Annotated in this window: 13 protein-coding genes; 7 read left to right on the top strand and 6 right to left on the bottom strand. The window is 70.3% G+C overall.

The features are described from left to right. Positions 1 to 128 precede the first annotated feature (128 nt). The gene (upp, locus tag LY41_RS00175) at positions 129 to 752 is read right to left on the bottom strand and encodes a uracil phosphoribosyltransferase (protein ID WP_253861623.1); all 624 of its coding nucleotides are present in this window, start codon (positions 750 to 752) and stop codon (positions 129 to 131) included. A gap of 82 nt (positions 753 to 834) precedes the next feature. Between upp and LY41_RS00170 the strand changes: the two genes are divergently transcribed. From LY41_RS00170 to LY41_RS00155, 4 genes are all read left to right on the top strand, one after another. Then, positions 835 to 1,527 carry a DUF1707 SHOCT-like domain-containing protein gene (locus LY41_RS00170; protein WP_253861621.1) on the top strand — a complete coding sequence of 231 codons (693 nt, stop codon included), beginning with the start codon at positions 835 to 837 and terminating at the stop codon, positions 1,525 to 1,527. A 225-nt stretch (positions 1,528 to 1,752) separates the two neighbouring features. After that, a complete protein-coding gene (gene deoC, locus LY41_RS00165; RefSeq protein WP_253861619.1) occupies positions 1,753 to 2,706 on the top strand; it encodes a deoxyribose-phosphate aldolase in 954 nt (317 codons plus the stop codon). A gap of 4 nt (positions 2,707 to 2,710) precedes the next feature. Then, the gene (locus tag LY41_RS00160) at positions 2,711 to 4,144 is read left to right on the top strand and encodes an aldehyde dehydrogenase family protein (protein WP_253861617.1); all 1,434 of its coding nucleotides are present in this window, start codon (positions 2,711 to 2,713) and stop codon (positions 4,142 to 4,144) included. Then, a complete protein-coding gene (locus tag LY41_RS00155) occupies positions 4,137 to 5,003 on the top strand; it encodes an aldehyde dehydrogenase family protein (RefSeq protein WP_253861615.1) in 867 nt (288 codons plus the stop codon). The genes LY41_RS00160 and LY41_RS00155 overlap by 8 nt, the downstream gene beginning before the upstream one ends. A gap of 24 nt (positions 5,004 to 5,027) precedes the next feature. Here the strand turns inward: LY41_RS00155 and LY41_RS00150 are convergent, their stop codons facing one another. Then, on the bottom strand, positions 5,028 to 6,005 hold the full coding sequence (locus LY41_RS00150) for an EamA family transporter (protein ID WP_253861614.1): 978 nt from the start codon (positions 6,003 to 6,005) through the stop codon (positions 5,028 to 5,030). An 81-nt stretch (positions 6,006 to 6,086) separates the two neighbouring features. Here LY41_RS00150 and LY41_RS00145 point away from each other — a divergent pair, with 81 nt between their 5' ends. Continuing rightward, positions 6,087 to 6,995, top strand: coding sequence for a LysR family transcriptional regulator (locus LY41_RS00145; protein WP_253861612.1), 909 nt, complete (start codon positions 6,087 to 6,089; stop codon positions 6,993 to 6,995). A 275-nt stretch (positions 6,996 to 7,270) separates the two neighbouring features. Here the strand turns inward: LY41_RS00145 and LY41_RS00140 are convergent, their stop codons facing one another. Further along, positions 7,271 to 9,790 (bottom strand): DEAD/DEAH box helicase, encoded by a 2,520-nt coding sequence (locus LY41_RS00140; protein WP_253861611.1) that lies wholly within the window; start codon positions 9,788 to 9,790, stop codon positions 7,271 to 7,273. 145 nt (positions 9,791 to 9,935) lie between these two features. Between LY41_RS00140 and LY41_RS00135 the strand changes: the two genes are divergently transcribed. Continuing rightward, positions 9,936 to 11,192, top strand: coding sequence for a SatS C-terminal domain-containing protein (locus tag LY41_RS00135; protein WP_253861609.1), 1,257 nt, complete (start codon positions 9,936 to 9,938; stop codon positions 11,190 to 11,192). A 143-nt stretch (positions 11,193 to 11,335) separates the two neighbouring features. On the opposite strand, the gene LY41_RS00130 is transcribed toward LY41_RS00135, so the two are convergent. The 3 genes from LY41_RS00130 to LY41_RS00120 form a co-directional block, all read right to left on the bottom strand. Continuing rightward, on the bottom strand, positions 11,336 to 12,619 hold the full coding sequence (locus LY41_RS00130; protein ID WP_253861608.1) for an MFS transporter: 1,284 nt from the start codon (positions 12,617 to 12,619) through the stop codon (positions 11,336 to 11,338). A gap of 54 nt (positions 12,620 to 12,673) precedes the next feature. Further along, positions 12,674 to 13,303: an HAD family hydrolase gene (locus tag LY41_RS00125; protein ID WP_253861606.1), complete on the bottom strand. Its 630-nt coding sequence runs from the start codon at positions 13,301 to 13,303 to the stop codon at positions 12,674 to 12,676. A 178-nt stretch (positions 13,304 to 13,481) separates the two neighbouring features. After that, positions 13,482 to 14,591: an adenosine deaminase gene (locus LY41_RS00120; protein ID WP_253861605.1), complete on the bottom strand. Its 1,110-nt coding sequence runs from the start codon at positions 14,589 to 14,591 to the stop codon at positions 13,482 to 13,484. A 257-nt stretch (positions 14,592 to 14,848) separates the two neighbouring features. On the opposite strand from LY41_RS00120, the gene LY41_RS00115 reads away from it, so the two are divergent. Next, positions 14,849 to 15,913 carry a PA containing protein gene (locus tag LY41_RS00115; RefSeq protein ID WP_253861603.1) on the top strand — a complete coding sequence of 355 codons (1,065 nt, stop codon included), beginning with the start codon at positions 14,849 to 14,851 and terminating at the stop codon, positions 15,911 to 15,913. The last annotated feature ends 361 nt before the right edge of the window (positions 15,914 to 16,274 follow it).

Below are 16,274 nucleotides of genomic sequence, written 5' to 3'. Positions count from 1 at the left end.
CGACTTGGCCTTTCGGCTTCCGTCTGCCCGGTCTCCCTGGCGACAAAGAGAACATTACACGGCCGCGAAACCCTCTGAAACAGGGGGGTCCCTTTTTGCGAAATCGCAGGTCAGGAGTTGATCACCGCTCACACGGCCCCGTACTGGCGGTCGCCTGCGTCGCCAAGGCCCGGCACGATGAAGCCCGATTCGTTCAACCGCTCGTCCACCGACGCCGTCACGACCCGCACCGGCAGGCCGGCCCCTCCCACGTGTTCCAGACCTTCGGGCGCGGCGAGCGCACACACGGCCGTCACGTCGGTGGCGCCGCGACCGGTGAGCAGCCGGATGGTGTGCTCCATCGACCCACCGGTCGCGAGCATCGGATCGAGGACGAACACCGGCCTGCCGGCGAGCGACTCCGGCAACGACTCCATGTACGGCGTCGGCAGGAGCGTCTCCTCGTCCCGTGCCAGGCCGACGAAACCCATCTGCGCATCCGGGATCAGCTTGTGCGCCTGGTCGGCCATCCCCAGTCCGGCCCGGAGTACCGGTACGAGCAACGGCGGCGACTCCAGCCGGTACCCGTCGGTGCGCGCGACGGGCGTGTGGATGCGGTCGGTGACCAGCGGCGCCTCCCGCATCGCTTCGTAGACGAGCATCACGGTGAGCTCGTGGAGCGCGGCACGGAAGGCCGCGCTGTCGGTACGGGCGTCGCGCATGGTGGACAGGCGCGCGCGGGCCAGCGGGTGTTCGACGACCTGGACGTCCATGTGCGTCAGCGTAACGAGGCAGGCCGCACGGCCCGGTCGAAAGTGCGGAAAACGACCGGGCGTCCCACTAAGGTGACGAACCATGACCGACGAGTCCGGATCAGCCGAACCCCACCGCATCGAACCGGCCCGGCTGCGCGCCTCGGACACCGACCGGGAGCAGGTCGCTCAGCAGCTGCACCGGGCCATGGGTGACGGCCGGATCACGATGACCGAGCTCGAGGAGCGGCTCGGCATCGTGTACGCGGCCAAGACGCTCGGCGACCTCGAACCCGTGCTGACCGACATCCCGGGGGCCGTCAGCCCGACGACGTCCGCGCAGCCCCCGGCCACGCAGCAGTCGTCGCGGGCTCCGGAGAGCCGGGTCGGCGGTACCCCCGGTTCCGCGACGTCGATCGCGATCATGTCCGGCACCGACCGCAAGGGCAGCTGGGTCGTGCCCCGCCAGCACAACAGCTTCGCGTTCTGGGGCGGTGTCGAGATCGACCTGCGCGACGCGCGGTTCGCCGAACGCGAGGTCACGATCACGGCCGTGGCGATCATGGCGGGAATCGACGTGATCGTGCCGGACGACGTCCACGTGCGGGTCACCGGCGTGGGCGTGATGGGAGCGTTCGAGCGGATCGACAAGAAGAACCCCCGGCCCGACGACGAGGTGCCGGAGGGCGCGCCGGTGGTGACCGTGAACGGACTGGCTTTCTGGGCGGGCGTCGAGGTCCGCCGGATGCCGCGGAAGAAGAAGGTGGAGGGCGGCCGCGACAGGCGACTCGAGTAGCCGCCCCGGCGACAGGGCCGGCCACCACCGGGGCCGGGGCGGAGTCACTGAGTCACTGAGTCGCGGAGTCACCGAGTCGCGAAGTCACCGAGTCGCGAAGTCACCGAGTCGCGAAGTCACCGAGTCGCGAAGTCACGGCCGCGCCGAACCGGGGGCCGCCCGAACATCCCTGCGGCGTCGCCGACTGGGACCCGGCGGCACCCGTCGGCAGCTACGCTCACGGGCATGGCAACAGCTAGTTCGCCGGCAGAGCTCACCGACGCCACCCGCGACGAGACGAGCCTGTCCCGGTTTCTGCAGGGTTTGCCCGGAGTGGACCAGGTCGGGGTGGAGGCCAGGGCCGCGAGTCTCGGCACCCGCAGCATCAAGAAGGCCGCGAAGCTCTGGGCGATCGACACCGCGATCTCGATGGTCGACCTGACCACGCTCGAGGGCGCCGACACCCGGGGCAAGGTGCGGTCGCTGGCGGCGAAGGCGCGCAGGCCCGATCCGGACCGGCCGGATGCTCCCCCGGTCGCGGCCGTGTGCGTCTACCCGGACCTGGCGGCCACCGCGGTCGAGGCCCTGGACGGCACGGGCGTCGGCGTGGCGAGCGTGGCGACGGCGTTTCCCTCCGGCCGGTCGAGCCGCGAGGTGAAGCTGGCCGACGTGGCCCTGGCCGTCGAGGCGGGTGCGACCGAGGTCGACATGGTGATCGACCGGGGCGCGTTCCTGGAGGGCCGGTACGGCTACGTGTTCGACGAGATCCGCGCGGTCAAGCAGGCCTGCGGGGACGCGCACCTGAAGGTGATCATCGAGACCGGCGAACTGGCGACCTACGACAACGTGCGGCGCGCATCCTGGCTCGGCCTGCTGGCGGGCGGCGACTTCATCAAGACGTCGACCGGCAAGGTCTCCCCCGCGGCGACGTTGCCGGTGACGCACGTGATGCTGCAGGCCGTCCGCGACTGGTACGACGCGACCGGCCAGCTGCGGGGCGTGAAGCCCGCGGGCGGCATCCGGTCCACGAAGGACGCGCTCCGCTACCTCGTCGCCGTGCACGAGGTGGCGGGCGAGGAATGGCTGACGCCGGAGCTGTTCCGGTTCGGGGCGTCGAGTCTGCTCAACGACCTGTTGCTGCAGCGGCGCACCCAGCACGACGGCCACTACAGTGGCCCCGACTACGTGGCGGTGGATTGATCCTATGAGCGTGTGGGAGTACGCGCCCGCGCCCGAATCGCGCGACCTGGCGAACCTGCAACCGGCCTACCGGCCGTTCGTCGACGGCGAGTTCGTCGACGGCAGCGGCGACCCGCTGACGTCGGTCGATCCGGCGACCGAGGAGACCCTGGCCGAGGTCGGCACGGCAGCCGAGTCCGATGTGGATGCCGCGGTGCGAGCGGCGCGCCGGGCCTTCGAGCAGGTATGGGGGCCGATGCCGGGCGCCGAGCGTGCCAAGTACCTGTTCCGCATCGCGCGGCTGCTGCAGGAACGCGCGCGCGAGCTCGCCGTGCTGGAGACGCTGGACAACGGCAAGCCGATCAAGGAATCGCGCGACTCCGACGTCCCGACCGCCGCGGCCCACTTCTTCTACCACGCGGGCTGGGCCGACAAGCTCGACTACGCGGGCTACGGACCCGACCCGCAGCCGCTCGGTGTCGCGGGGCAGATCATCCCGTGGAACTTCCCGCTGCTGATGCTGGCGTGGAAGATCGCCCCCGCACTCGCCACCGGCAACACGGTGGTCCTCAAGCCCGCCGAGACGACGCCGCTGAGCGCGCTGGTGTTCGCCGAGATCTGCCAGCAGGCCGGTCTGCCCGCGGGCGTGGTGAACATCGTGCCGGGAGCGGGTGACATCGGTTCGGCGATCGTCCGGCACCCGGGCATCGACAAGATCGCGTTCACGGGATCCACCGCGGTCGGCAAGGAGATCCAGCACGCGGTCGCGGGCACGTCGAAGCAGCTGACCCTCGAGCTCGGCGGCAAGGCGGCCAACGTCGTGTTCGACGACGCGCCGCTGGACCAGGCCGTCGAGGGCATCGTCAACGGGATCTTCTTCAACCAGGGGCACGTCTGCTGTGCGGGTTCGCGGCTGCTGGTGCAGGAGTCGGTGGCCGAGGAGCTGCTGGGCAAGCTGCGCGCGCGGGTCTCGACGTTGCGGCTCGGCGACCCGCTCGACAAGAACACCGACATCGGCGCGATCAACTCCGCCGAGCAGCTGGCGAAGATCCGCGAGCTGACCGCGTCCGGCGAGGCCGAGGGCGCCGAACGCTGGACCAGCCCGTGCGAGCTGCCCGAACGCGGCTTCTTCTTCGCCCCGACCGTGCTGTCCGGTGTCGAACAGGCGATGCGGGTCGCGCGCGAGGAGATCTTCGGGCCGGTGCTGTCGGTGCTGACGTTCCGCACCCCGGACGAGGCCGTGACGAAGGCCAACAACACGCCGTACGGTCTGTCGGCCGGCCTGTGGACCGAGAAGGGTTCGCGCATCCTGTGGCTGGCCGACCGGATGCGCGCAGGCGTGGTCTGGGCCAACACGTTCAACCGCTTCGACCCCGCCGCTCCGTTCGGCGGCTACCAGGAGTCGGGCTTCGGCCGCGAGGGCGGCCGCACCGGACTGGAGGCGTACCTGCATGTCTGACCGGGTGAGCGTCGCGAAGACGTACAAGCTCTACCTCGACGGGAAGTTCCCGCGTTCCGAATCCGGGCGGACCTACCCGGTGACCGATTCCGCGGGCGGCTTCCTGGCCAACGCGTCCCACGCCTCGCGCAAGGACGTACGCGACGCGGTGTCGGCCGCGCGGAAGGCGTTCGGCGGATGGTCGGGCGCGACGGCCTACAACCGCGGCCAGGTGCTGTACCGGGTCGCCGAGGTCCTCGAAGGCAGGCGGGAGCAGTTCGCCGCCGAGGTGGCCGCCTGCGAAGGCGTCTCCACTGCCGAGTCGTCGGCGATCGTGGACGCCGCCGTCGATCGGTGGGTGTGGTACGCCGGGTGGACCGACAAGATCGCGAGCGTGCTGGGCGCGGCGAACCCCGTGGCGGGGCCGTACTTCTCGTTCACGGTGCCGGAGCCGACCGGCGTCGTCGGGGTGCTGGCACCGCAGTCGTCGTCGCTGCTCGGACTGGTGAGCGTGCTCGCACCGGTGGTGGCGACGGGATGCACCGCGGTCGTGGTGAGCAGCGCCGAGCGGCCGCTGCCCGCGATCACGCTGTCCGAGGTGCTGGCGACGGCCGACGTCCCCGGCGGGGTGGTGAACGTGCTGACCGGACGCGCCGACGAACTCGGCCCCTGGCTCGCCTCGCACGCCGACGTCAACGCGATCGACCCGACCGGTGCGAGCCGGGAGGCACGGGTCGACCTCGCCCAGCGGGCGTCGAACACCGTGAAGCGGGTGCTGACCGTGCCCGCCGACGAGCCCGACTGGACCCGGCGTCCCGACATCTCCCGCCTGCGGCGATACCTCGAGGCGAAGACCGTCTGGCACCCGAAGGGCACGTGAGCCGCCCCGCTCACCCGCCCACGGTCACGGGGCTGCCCGCACGGAGACCCGCTCAACGGGAACGGCGTCGGCGGGCTCGAGGTCGGCGGGCTCCGAATCGGACGGTGCCGCCGCCCGCGGCCGTTCGGAGTGTGCGGTCTGGCCCGCGACCATCGCCGTGAGCGCCAGCGCGAAGCCGGCGAGCTGCACGACGCCGAGCACCTCACCCAGCACGAGCACGCCGAGCGCGGCCGCCACCAGCGGTGACAGCAGGACGAGCAGCGCCGTGGCGGTCACGGGCAGCACGCGCAGGCCGTTGAACCAGACCGTGTAGGCGATCAGTCCCCCGGCGATGCCGAGCCATGCGTAACCGAGGACGCCGCCCGCGTCGATCCGGGCGGGGACGCTTTCGACGGCCAGGGTGGGCACGAGCAGGACGCACCCGCCCGCGGTGAGTTGCCAGCCCGCGAAGGTGAGCGCGCCCACGCCCTCGGGACGGCCCCAACGTTTGGTCAACGTGACGCCCAGCGCCATGGCGAGTGCACTGCCGAACCCGGTCGCGAGCCCGAGAGGATCCACCGCGGCCTCGGGGCCGAGCACGACCAGCGCCACGCCCAGCACACCGACGACTCCCCAGCCCAGTCTCGGTCCGGACAGGCGCTGGCCGAGCACGCCGAGCGCGAGAAAGGCGACGATGATCGGCTGGGTCGCCCCCAGGGTGGCTGCCACTCCGCCGGGGAGGCGTTCGGCCGTCATGGACAGCAGCGGGAAGAACGCGCCGATGTTCAGCGTGCCGAGCACGGCGGATTTCCACACCCAGTCCCGGCGCGGCACCGTGCGGGTCAGCAGCAGTGCCACCAGCCCCGCAGGCAGCGCGCGCATCAATGCGGCGAACAGCGGGTGGCCGGACGGCAGGAGTTGCGTGGTGACGATGAAGCTCGTGCCCCACACGGCGGGAGCGAGCGCGGTCAACGCGGTGAGCGCCACGCGGCCGCCCGGTGCGGGCAGTCGGGTTCCGGGCATCACCGTGCCACCATCGACCACTCCCGTCGATGGGTCCAACACATCGTTTCCATCTCAGCTATCGAATGTGACCATTGATGGATGGAACTGCAGCAACTGCGGTATGTACTCGCCGTGGGCGACACCAGGAGCTTCACCCGCGCGGCCAAGCAGTGTTTCGTCGTCCAGTCCTCGCTGAGTCACCAGGTCAAAGCATTGGAAAGCGAACTGGGCGTTCGGCTGTTCGCGCGGACCAGCCGCCGGGTCGAGCTGACCGAGGCAGGGGCCGCGTTCCTGCCCGCCGCCCGCAGCGCCCTGGATTCGGCCGAGCGCGCGGCCCAGGACGCCGCGGCCGCCGCGGGTGAGGTGCACGGACACCTGGCGCTCGGGACGATCCCGACGCTGACGGCCGTCGACCTGCCGCGCGTACTGGGTCGGTTCTGCCACGAGCATCCCCACGTCAGCGTGTCCTCGCGGACCGCGAGCAGCGACGACCTCGTCGCCGCGGTACGTGCCGGGGAGATCGACGTCGCGTTCCTCGGGCTGCCCGATACCGCCGCGCCGCGGGGCGGCCGCTACGTCCGGCTCGCCGACGAACGACTCGTCGCCGTGCTCCACCGCGACCATCGCCTCACCGGCCGACGGCGCATCCACCTGCACGATCTGTCCGAGGAATCGTTCGCCGATTTTCCCGCCGGGACGGCGGGCCGCGCCCAGAACGACGCCGCCTTCACCGCAGCAGGCCTCCTGCGCCGGGTCGCGTTCGAAGCGATGGACACCGCGCTGGTCCTCGACCTCATCGGCAACGGCCTCGCCACCGCGCTCCTGCCGGCCGGTGTCGTCCCCGAACGGGACGACCTCGCGACCGTTCCGCTCGGCGACGGACCGCAGCGAGCCGAGTATCTGATGTGGAGCGACTTCAACCCCACCGCCGCGGCGACGGCGTTTCTCGCGGTCCTGTCGGTGCAGACGGGCCTGTCGGTGCAGACGGGCCTGTCGGTGCAGAACTGACACCGGCCCGGTCGGCAGCGTGGTGAACCGGCCCGGCGCGCGGGGTGGGGCGGCGGCAGCCGACAGCCGGGCGCAACACGGCCGTCGGCCGCCTACCCGTACGGCTGCCCACTCGGCGCGCGCCCTACCCCGCCGCAGGCGGCCGGAGCGCGCCCCGATCGGGCGACGGGCGACGGGCGACGGGCGACGGGCGACGAACATCCGATCCCGACGGGAGGGCCGGCCGCACGCCGGCGCGTCCGTGGGGTGGAAGACGGCGACGGAACCGCCGCGCGTCAGCCGGAGAGGGGGCCCACGTCGGTCAGGCGGATCACCGGGGCACCCACGTCGTCGGAGGCGCCGAGGTCGACCTCGGCGCTGATGCCCCAGTCTCGATCGCCCTCGGGGTCGTCGAAGATCTGCCGCACCTTCCAGATGCCGGGCTGCTGGTCGATGATCAGCATCGCGGGCCCCCGCGCGTCCGGACCGGTGCGGATCTCGTCGTACTCGGAGAAGTACTCGTCGAGTGCGTCGGCCCAGTCGTCGGCGTCCCAGTCGTCGTCCAGTTCGCCGAGCTCGTCGCAGGCCTCGCGTGCGGCGAGTTCGACCCGTCGGAACATCTCGTTGCGCACGAGCACGCGGAACGCCCGCTCGTTGCGGGTGACCGGCGGCGGCCCCTCGGGCAGCGCCGGACCGGACCGGCCCGCGGCGACCTCCTCGTCCGGGTGCCGCAGTGCCTCCCACTCGTCCAGCAGGCTCGAGTCGACCTGGCGCACGAGTTCGCCGAGCCATTCGATGAGGTCGCTGAGCGGTTCGGTCTTCGCGTCGTCGGGCACGGTGCGGCGCAGCGTGTCGTAGACATCGGCGAGGTACCGCAACAGGACGCCCTCGGAACGGGCGAGGTTGTAGTGCCCGATGTACTCGACGAAGTTCATCGCGCGCTCGGACATGTCCCGCACGACCGACTTCGGCGACAACTCGTAGTCGGTCACCCACGGATGCCCCTGGCGGTACGTCGCGTACGCCGCCTCGAGCAGTTCGGCGAGCGGCTTCGGGTAGTCGACCTCCTCGAGCAGGTCCATGCGCTCGTCGTACTCGATCCCCTGGGCCTTCATCTCCGCGACGGCCTCGCCGCGCGCCTTGAACCGCTGCTGCGACAGGATCTGCTTCGGATCGTCCACCGTGGACTCGATGATGGACACGACGTCGAGCGCGTAGCTGGGCGATTCCTCGTCGAGCAGTTCGATCGCGGCGAGCGCCAGCGGTGACAGCGGCTGGTTGAGCGCGAAGTCGAACTGCAGGTCCACGGTGAGCCGCACGCGGCGGCCGTCGGCGTCGGGTTCGTCGAGCCGTTCGACCACGTCGGCGGCCAGCAGCGCGCGGTAGATCGCGATGGCGCGCAGGATGTGCTTGCGCTGCGACGCCCTGTCCTCGTGGTTGCCGGTGAGCAGGTTCCGCATGTGGGCGAACGCGTCGCCCGGCCGCGAGATGACGTTGAGCAGCATCGCGTGCGTCACCGCGAAGCTCGACGTCAGCGGTTCCGGCTCGGCCACGATGAGCTTCTCGAACGTCGTCTCGGTCCAGTTGACGAAGCCTTCGGGCGCCTTCTTGCGCGTGATCTTGCGCTTCTTCTTGGCGTCGTCGCCTGCCTTCTCGAGCGCCTTGGCGTTCTCGATGACGTGCTCGGGCGCCTGAACCACCACGTAACCGTCGGTGTCGTAGCCTGCACGGCCGGCGCGGCCCGCGACCTGGTGGAACTCGCGTGCCTTCAGCTGCCGCTGGCGCGTGCCGTCGAACTTCGTCAGCGCCGACAGCACCACGGTGCGGATCGGCACGTTGATGCCGACGCCGAGCGTGTCGGTGCCGCAGATCAGCTTCAGCAGGCCTGCCTGCGCGAGCTGTTCGACCAGCCGCCGGTACTTCGGCAACATCCCCGCGTGGTGCACCCCGATGCCCGCGCGGACGAGCCGCGAGAGCGTCTTGCCGAAGCCGGCCGAGAACCGGAAGTCGCCGATGGCCTCGGCGATGGCGTCCTTCTCCGCGCGCGTCGTGACGTTGATGCTCACCAGCGCCTGCGCACTCTCGACGGCCGCCGCCTGCGAGAAGTGCACGATGTAGATCGGCGCCTGGCCCCCGGACAGCAGTTCGGTGACCGTCTCGTGCATCGGCGTCATCGCGTAGCGGAACGTCAGCGGCACGGGCCGCTGCGCCGACGTGACCACCGCGGTCGACCGGCCGGTGCGCTGCGTCAGGTCCTTCTCGAAGAACGAGACGTCGCCCAGCGTGGCCGACATGAGCACGAACTGTGCCTGCGGCAGCTCGATCAGCGGCACCTGCCAGGCCCAGCCGCGGTCCGGTTCGGCGTAGAAGTGGAACTCGTCGGCGACGACCTGGCCCACGTCGGCGTCGGCGCCGTCGCGCAGCGCGATGTTGGCGAGGATCTCCGCGGTGCAGCAGACGATCGGCGCGTCCGGGTTCACGGCGGAGTCGCCGGTCACCATCCCGACGTTGGCCGCACCGAAGGTCTCGACGAGCGAGAAGAACTTCTCCGACACCAGCGCCTTGATCGGCGCCGTGTAGTAGCTCCGGCGGCCCTCGGCGAGCGCCGCGAAGTGTGCACCCACCGCGACCAGGCTCTTCCCCGATCCCGTCGGGGTCGAGAGGATGACGTTCGCACCCGAGACCGCCTCGATCAGGGCTTCCTCCTGCGCCGGATACAGCTCGATGCCGCGCTCGAGGGTCCAGGTGGAGAACGCCTCGAACAGCGTGTCCGGGTCGGGGTCGCCGGGCAGGCGATCGGCAAGGGAGTCATTCATCGTGCCGTAGATGGTGTCATCGCGACTTTCGGCCGGTGAGGGGTGATCGCGGGAACCGGACGGAACCCGTAGGCTTCGAGGCGCGCCCCGGGAGCTGGAATCACCCTGCCGAACTGGGCGTATCAGGTGCGTGGCGGAGGAAGTAATGGCACAGGACATCATCCCGATCGAACTCGGGCTGCCGCAGGGCGACGTAGTCACCCTGTGGGCCCCGCGCTGGCGGGAGGACGGCGAGGAATGGGAAGCCTTCCTCGGCGACGAGGACGACCTGTACGCCTTCCCCGACGCCGCACACCTCGCCGCCTACGTGCGCACGGCACGGCAGCACGATCTGGCCGACCACCCGGCGTGGCACACCGTGCCCGCGCTGAACGCGCCCGAGCTGATCCCCGACGACGACCATTCCTACGACCTGGTCGGCGTGCCGGAGCTCGTGGCGGAGACGCCGGATTCGTGGACGCTGTCCGAACTCGCGGAGATCGTGGGCATCGTGCGCTCGCTCGCCGACGTGTGCGAGCTCGACGAGGTGCACGAGGTCCTCGACAGCTGCGAAGGCTTCTCGCTGCTGGACCAGGGCACGCTCCCGTTCAGCGGCCGTGAGGGCGGCAAGCTGTGGGCCGACCTGTCCGGCACGGTCTCGGAGAAGTGGGACACGATCCTCGACGCGGTCGACGACCTCGTGACCGTGCCCGAGGTCGACGCCGCCACGCTCGAGACCACCGCGGAGGAGCTGGCCGCGTTCCACGAGGAGTCCGCCGAGTCCGAGGCAGGCGTGGACAGCGAGAACGACGAGATCGACCCCGTCGGCGGTTCCGAGTCCGCCGACGACGAGGACGAGGACGAGCCCGGCTTCTGGGGCGAGGTCGGCATCGACCCGGTCAAGATCGTCACTTCGGCCGGTGACTACTACACGCTGCGCTGTTACCTCGACGACGACCCCGTGTTCCTCGGTGCGAACGGCACCATCGAGGTCTTCACCTCGCCGAAGGCGCTGGCACGCAGGCTCGCCGAGCCGGGCGAGCTCGCCGACAGCGAACTGGCCGATGTGTCCACATGGGACGAGGTGCTGACCGCGGCCACCGCGGGCGAGCTGGAGGTCGAGGTCGAGGCGGCCAACACCTACGTGCTCGCCTCGCTGGACGCCGACGTCGGCGAAGGGCCCGACGCGGTCGACCCCAACCAGCTCGAACTGGCCGTCGAACTGCTCAACGACGCCGCGGACTGGTCCGGTGACGACAGCGTCGCCGAAGCACTCGCGACGTCCGAGCGGCTCGGGTGGTTCGTGTCCTACGTCCTCAAACCCGACCCCACGCGCCTCGCGCCGAGCGGCCCGTTCGACGACGAGCAGAAGACCTGGCGCGCTCTGGTCGACGACTTCGAGGGCCGTCTCCACGTCAACTGACCCTGCAGCGGTGACGCGGTAGCGGTGCCGCCGTAGCGGTGAGGCCGCAGTAGTGACACCGTAGCGATGCCCCGGAGGGCACCTTCGGGGCGCTTTGGTCGTACCAAAAGACCTCCCGCCGACCCCCGGATCGACGTCAGCGCTCACCCGCGTTCGCCGCGTACCGGGGTGAGCCGGATCGCCATCACGGGGAAGATCGCCGCGACACAGAACGCCAGTGCGTAACGGCTGTCGCCGATCACGAGGCCGAGCAACGGCGGCGTCAGCACGGCGGCGAGGTTCTGCGTCGTATTCTGGACCCCCATCGCCCTGCCCGCCCAGCTGAGGCCCGCGAGTTCGGCCGACGCGGTGAATCCGAGCCCGTTGTCGCTCACGGTGATGACGGCGGCCAACGTCAACGCGCCGACGGCGAGCCACGACCACGTCGCGTCCCCCAGCGCCAACAGCAGCATCACCAGCGCGGCAGCCACTGCCAGTGTCCGCATCGGACGGAGCCTGCTGCCCGCGCGGTCCGACCAGTACCCGGCCGCGAGTCTGCCCAGCGCACCGAGGCCCTGCAGCACCGCGAGGAACGCGCCCGCGGCGAGGGCGCTCCAGTCGTGCACCGTCACGAGGTAGACCGGGGCGAACGCCGACACCGCGAACTGCGGTACGACCAGCAGCGCACTGGCGCCGTGCACCCGCCACAGTGTCGCGCCGCGGTACGGCGACCGGTCCCGGCGCGGGCGGGTGCGATCGGGTTCGGGGCGCGGCGGGTCGACCACGAGCCACGCGACGAGCACCGCGACGGCCAGGGCCAGCACGGCCGGCAACAGCAGGGCGCCGCGGTACCCGGCGTGTTCGGCGAGCACCGGCAGCGACAGCGCGGCGATGCCGACGCCGATCGGCTGCGCGGTCTGCCGGATGCCCATCGCGACGCCGCGCTCGGCGGCGGAGAACCATCCCATGACGACCCGCCCGCTGGCGGCGTTGACGGACGCGGTGCAGGCGCCCGCGGCGACCAGCAGCGCGAACAGCACCGGCAACGACGGGGCGGCGAGGCCGACGGCGAGCAGCAGGGCTCCTGAGGCGCCGAGGCCGAGCCCCATGACGAGCCGTTCGCCGTAGCGGTCGGCGGCCGCTCCCCACAGGATCAGCGTGAGCAGCAGCCCGATGCTCGGTGCGACGACGACCGTGCCGGCCTGGCTGAGCGTGAGGTTCTCCGCCTGCTGCATCGCGGGCACGAGGAACGGGATACCGAACAGGAATGCGCAACTCGCCGTCTGGGCGCTCAGGCCCAGCGCGAGGATCCGCCACCGGAATCGCCCGGACCCGCCGGCGCCGGGGTCGGCGGGGCCCGTCCGCACGGCACCCTCGGCTCCCTCATCACGATCATCGTCGCCGGAACCGAGGTTCCCACCGTCGCCCGGAGGCCCCACCCGCGTCATCGATTCCCACCATTCAAGACGACGATCCTGAATCGTGGACTTTACTTCGCGTGGCTAAGCATCACAAGTGAGCGAATGGGCTTCGCGGAGATCACGTCCGGTGTAGGTGTGCGTGGCGAGGTCGCCGACGTGGTGGTCGGCGTTGACGGCCACCGAGACCGGCACCGCGCCGAACAGCGCGACGTCGGACGACGAGTCGCCGTAGGCCACGCAGTCGCCGCGGGTGACGCCGAATGCCGCGCACAGCTCGTCGGCGATGCGCACCTTGGAGTCGGGCGTGTGGATACGAGCCGGATCGACGGGTTCGGCGAACGGCACCGCGGGCCACGGCGAGCCGTGTGCCGCGTGCGCGCCCCACGGCAGCAGGCGCTGGACGAAGAAGCTCGGCGAGATCGAGATGACGGCGCAGTGTTCGCCCCGCGCACGGATGTCGGCCCACGTCTCGCGAATGCCGTCCAGCCACGGCGCACCGTCGAAGGCAGCGGTGACGTGCGCCTCGGTCAGCTCGCCCCACAACGCCTGCGCGCGGCGCGCGAACTCACCGGTGCTCAGCAGTCCGTCGGTGAACGCGCGCTCCAGCTCGACGATCTCGCCTTCGACGCCGAGCTGTTTCGACAGTTCGATCGCAGCCGCCGAGCCGTGGATCAGAGTCCCGTCCATGTCGAACAAGTGCAGTCGCGTCATCGCGACGCACTGTAGCCGCCGGCGCCGCGGCGACCCGAACGAGTTTCCGCCGATGGTCCAGCCCAAGACCCGTCCGGACGCGATGCAGACCGGCACGCGCAGGGCCGGTGCCCGTGCGGCCGTCCACCCGCGTGGCGGCCGGCCGCGATGCGGACATCCGGGCCCTGGCCGCAGGAGATCAGGCCATCAGCTCGGCGTATCCGGGCTTGATGACGTTGTTGATCACGTCGAGCCGCTGGTCGAAATCCATGAACGCCGATTTCATCGCGTTGATCGTGAACCACTGGAGATCGGCCCAGTCGTAGCCGAACGCGTCGATCAGAGCGGCGAACTCCGACGACATGGAGCAGCCACTCATCAACCGGTTGTCGGTGTTGACCGTCACCCGGAAACGCAGCTTCGCGAGCAGCCCGAACGGATGCTCGGCGATCGACGGCACAGCCCCGGTCTGCACGTTGGACGACGGGCACAGCTCGAGCGGAATGCGCGTGTCCCGCACGAACGAGGCGAGCCTGCCCAATTGCACGTCGCCGTCGGCCGAAATATTCACGTCGTCAGCGATCCGAACGCCGTGTCCGAGCCTTTCCGCGCCACAGTGCTGGATCGCCTCCCAAATCGACGCGAGCCCGAAAGCCTCGCCCGCGTGAATGGTGAAATGACCATTGTTGGAACGCATGTACTCGAACGCGTCCAGATTTCGGGTCGGCGGATATCCCGCTTCCGGTCCGGCGATGTCGAAACCGGCGACGCCGGTGTCCCGGTGCCGAACGGCCAGCTCGGCGATCTCGGCCGCGCGGGCGTGCTGGCGCATCGCACACAGGAGCTGGCGTGCGCGGATGCCCCGGCCGTTGGCCTTCGCTTTCCGTTCACCCTCCGTGACACCGTCCGTGACGGCCTTGACCACCGCATCGAGTGACAGTCCGCGTTCGACGAACAGCTCCGGGGCGTAGCGCAACTCGGCGTAGACGACGCCGTCGTCGGCCAGGTCTTCGACCGCCTCGGCGGCGACCCGGGCCAGTGCATCCTCTGTCTGCATGACGCCGCAGGTGTGGGCGAACGTCTCCAGGTACTTCTCCAGCGAACCGGAGTCCGCGGCATCGGCGAACCAGCGGCCGAGTTCGTCGACGTCGCCGGTCGGCAGCCCGTCGTAACCGGTGCTGTCGGCCAGCTCGACGACGGTGCGGGGGCGCAACCCGCCGTCCAAGTGATCGTGAAGCAGGACCTTGGGGGCCTGACGCAGTTGTTCTCTACTCGGTTGTTCCCTACTCGGGGCACTTGTGGTGTCCATGTACAGACACTACTCGCCGCCGGTGACCGGTGTCCTGCTCCACGCCGAAAGCCCGAACACAGTCCTGCGCCAGCACGGCCCGGCAACGGCCGCACTCCCGCGACAGCCCCGTTGACCCGTTCGTTATTTCCGCGCTTGTGGCGCGGTACTACCGCGGTCGCCACTCACAATTTCCCGGGGGCGCTGGCCGTCCCATTCCGCGGATGGATAGGCTGCCGATCACGTCCCATCCTTTCCCCGCCGATGAAGGACTCGTAGTGACGACTGACAACCAACTCGCAGCTCCGTCCTTCGACCGGATGCGCAACATGCTCGTGCGCGCGGCCGAGGTTCGAGAGAGCGAACAGCAGCAGATTTTCGACGCGCTGGACGACATCTACGCCCGGCTCGCCCCGATCGACTCCCTCGGCGCGGTGCGCAAGCGGCTGGGCGAGCTGCCCGACCGTACCGAGGTCGGTGTCCTCGCGGAGCGCCTCGACGAGGCGATGACCCGCATGGAGGCCCAGGACAACGCGATCGCCGAGCTGGGCAAGAACATCGAGGCGGTCGTCGACAAGCTCGCGAAGCCGTTCGCGCAGCTGGACGGGCGGCTCGACAGTATGGCCGCGAAGTTCGAGGCGGTCGCGGGCCGGATGGACGGGCTCGAGGACAAGCTCGAGAACATCCACCGACGCATCGACGAGCTCGGCGGGCACCTGGACAAGCAGGACGACAAGCTCGAGGCCATGCCGACGACGGTCGGCAACCCGGTGCGCGAGCGCATCGACACCCTGGAGACCGGCCTCAAGGAACGTGTCGAGCGGCTCGACACGGACACGAAGGAACGCATCACCGCCTCCACCGACACCGTCAAGACGTCGGTGACCGAGGCCGCCGAGGCGACCGATCCGGCCGAGCGGCTCACCAAGGTCACCGACAAGCTCGAGCAGGTCACGAGCAAGCTCGACGACCTCGGTACCCGGGTCGACAAGGTCGAGGACGACCTCACCGGGCGGCTGGGCGACCTGGACGGGTCGGTGCGCTCGGGCTTCGCGGGTGTCGAGGGCACCCTGTCGAAGCAGCCGGCGGCCGAGGACGTCGAAACCGTGGTGCAGCAGAACAACGAGGAATCGGTGCGGCGCATCGGCGGGCAGCTGGACGAGGCGATGGCGACGTTCGCGGAGCTGATGCTCGGCGGCGGTAGCGGGCCTGCGCAGCAGACCGTGGCCGTGCAGCCGCCCGCGCCGCGTCAGCCGCGGCGCCGCAACGGCGGAAACCGCCAGAAGGCCGACGCCAAGGCGAAGAACAACGGCTCGGGCGAGCCCGCCGACGCGGAGGAGTGAGCCGAAGCTTCACAGCGTGAGCAGCCCCGGGACGCCTGACCAGGTGTCCCGGGGCTTTTCGCGGTCCTAACGGCCACACAGGCCGCTACGAGCGGACCGGTCGCGAGGGGCCCGGCGGCGAGGAGCCCGGCGGCGAGGGGAACATCTGGGGCGTTCAACGCCCCCAAGGTGCCCTTCGGGGCACTAACCCTGCCAACCGGCCGCCTCCCCACCCACGAACGCCGACCCAAGTCGCGAGGGGAACATCCGGGGCGTTCAGTGCCCCCAAGGTGCCGGCGGGTTCTAGGGGTGGTTGCAACACCGGGTGATTTAGACGAGTTTTAGCAGACGCTCGGCTGGGGTGTCCCAGCCGAGCGTTTTG

This window comes from Prauserella halophila, from assembly GCF_024171895.1.
GTDB classification, from domain to species: domain Bacteria; phylum Actinomycetota; class Actinomycetes; order Mycobacteriales; family Pseudonocardiaceae; genus Prauserella; species Prauserella halophila.
Note: the sequence above shows the minus strand (reverse complement) of the source record. Positions and strands in the feature narration are given on the sequence as shown.

Bases quoted from the DNA above. Each gene is read 5' to 3' on its own strand.
- upp (WP_253861623.1), bottom strand. From the start codon at position 752: ATGGACGTCCAGGTCGTCGAACACCCGCTGGCCCGCGCGCGCCTGTCC.
- LY41_RS00170 (WP_253861621.1), top strand. From the start codon at position 835: ATGACCGACGAGTCCGGATCAGCCGAACCCCACCGCATCGAACCGGCC.
- deoC (WP_253861619.1), top strand. From the start codon at position 1,753: ATGGCAACAGCTAGTTCGCCGGCAGAGCTCACCGACGCCACCCGCGAC.
- LY41_RS00160 (WP_253861617.1), top strand. From the start codon at position 2,711: ATGAGCGTGTGGGAGTACGCGCCCGCGCCCGAATCGCGCGACCTGGCG.
- LY41_RS00155 (WP_253861615.1), top strand. From the start codon at position 4,137: ATGTCTGACCGGGTGAGCGTCGCGAAGACGTACAAGCTCTACCTCGAC.
- LY41_RS00150 (WP_253861614.1), bottom strand. From the start codon at position 6,005: ATGCCCGGAACCCGACTGCCCGCACCGGGCGGCCGCGTGGCGCTCACC.
- LY41_RS00145 (WP_253861612.1), top strand. From the start codon at position 6,087: ATGGAACTGCAGCAACTGCGGTATGTACTCGCCGTGGGCGACACCAGG.
- LY41_RS00140 (WP_253861611.1), bottom strand. From the start codon at position 9,790: ATGAATGACTCCCTTGCCGATCGCCTGCCCGGCGACCCCGACCCGGAC.
- LY41_RS00135 (WP_253861609.1), top strand. From the start codon at position 9,936: ATGGCACAGGACATCATCCCGATCGAACTCGGGCTGCCGCAGGGCGAC.
- LY41_RS00130 (WP_253861608.1), bottom strand. From the start codon at position 12,619: ATGACGCGGGTGGGGCCTCCGGGCGACGGTGGGAACCTCGGTTCCGGC.
- LY41_RS00125 (WP_253861606.1), bottom strand. From the start codon at position 13,303: ATGACGCGACTGCACTTGTTCGACATGGACGGGACTCTGATCCACGGC.
- LY41_RS00120 (WP_253861605.1), bottom strand. From the start codon at position 14,591: ATGGACACCACAAGTGCCCCGAGTAGGGAACAACCGAGTAGAGAACAA.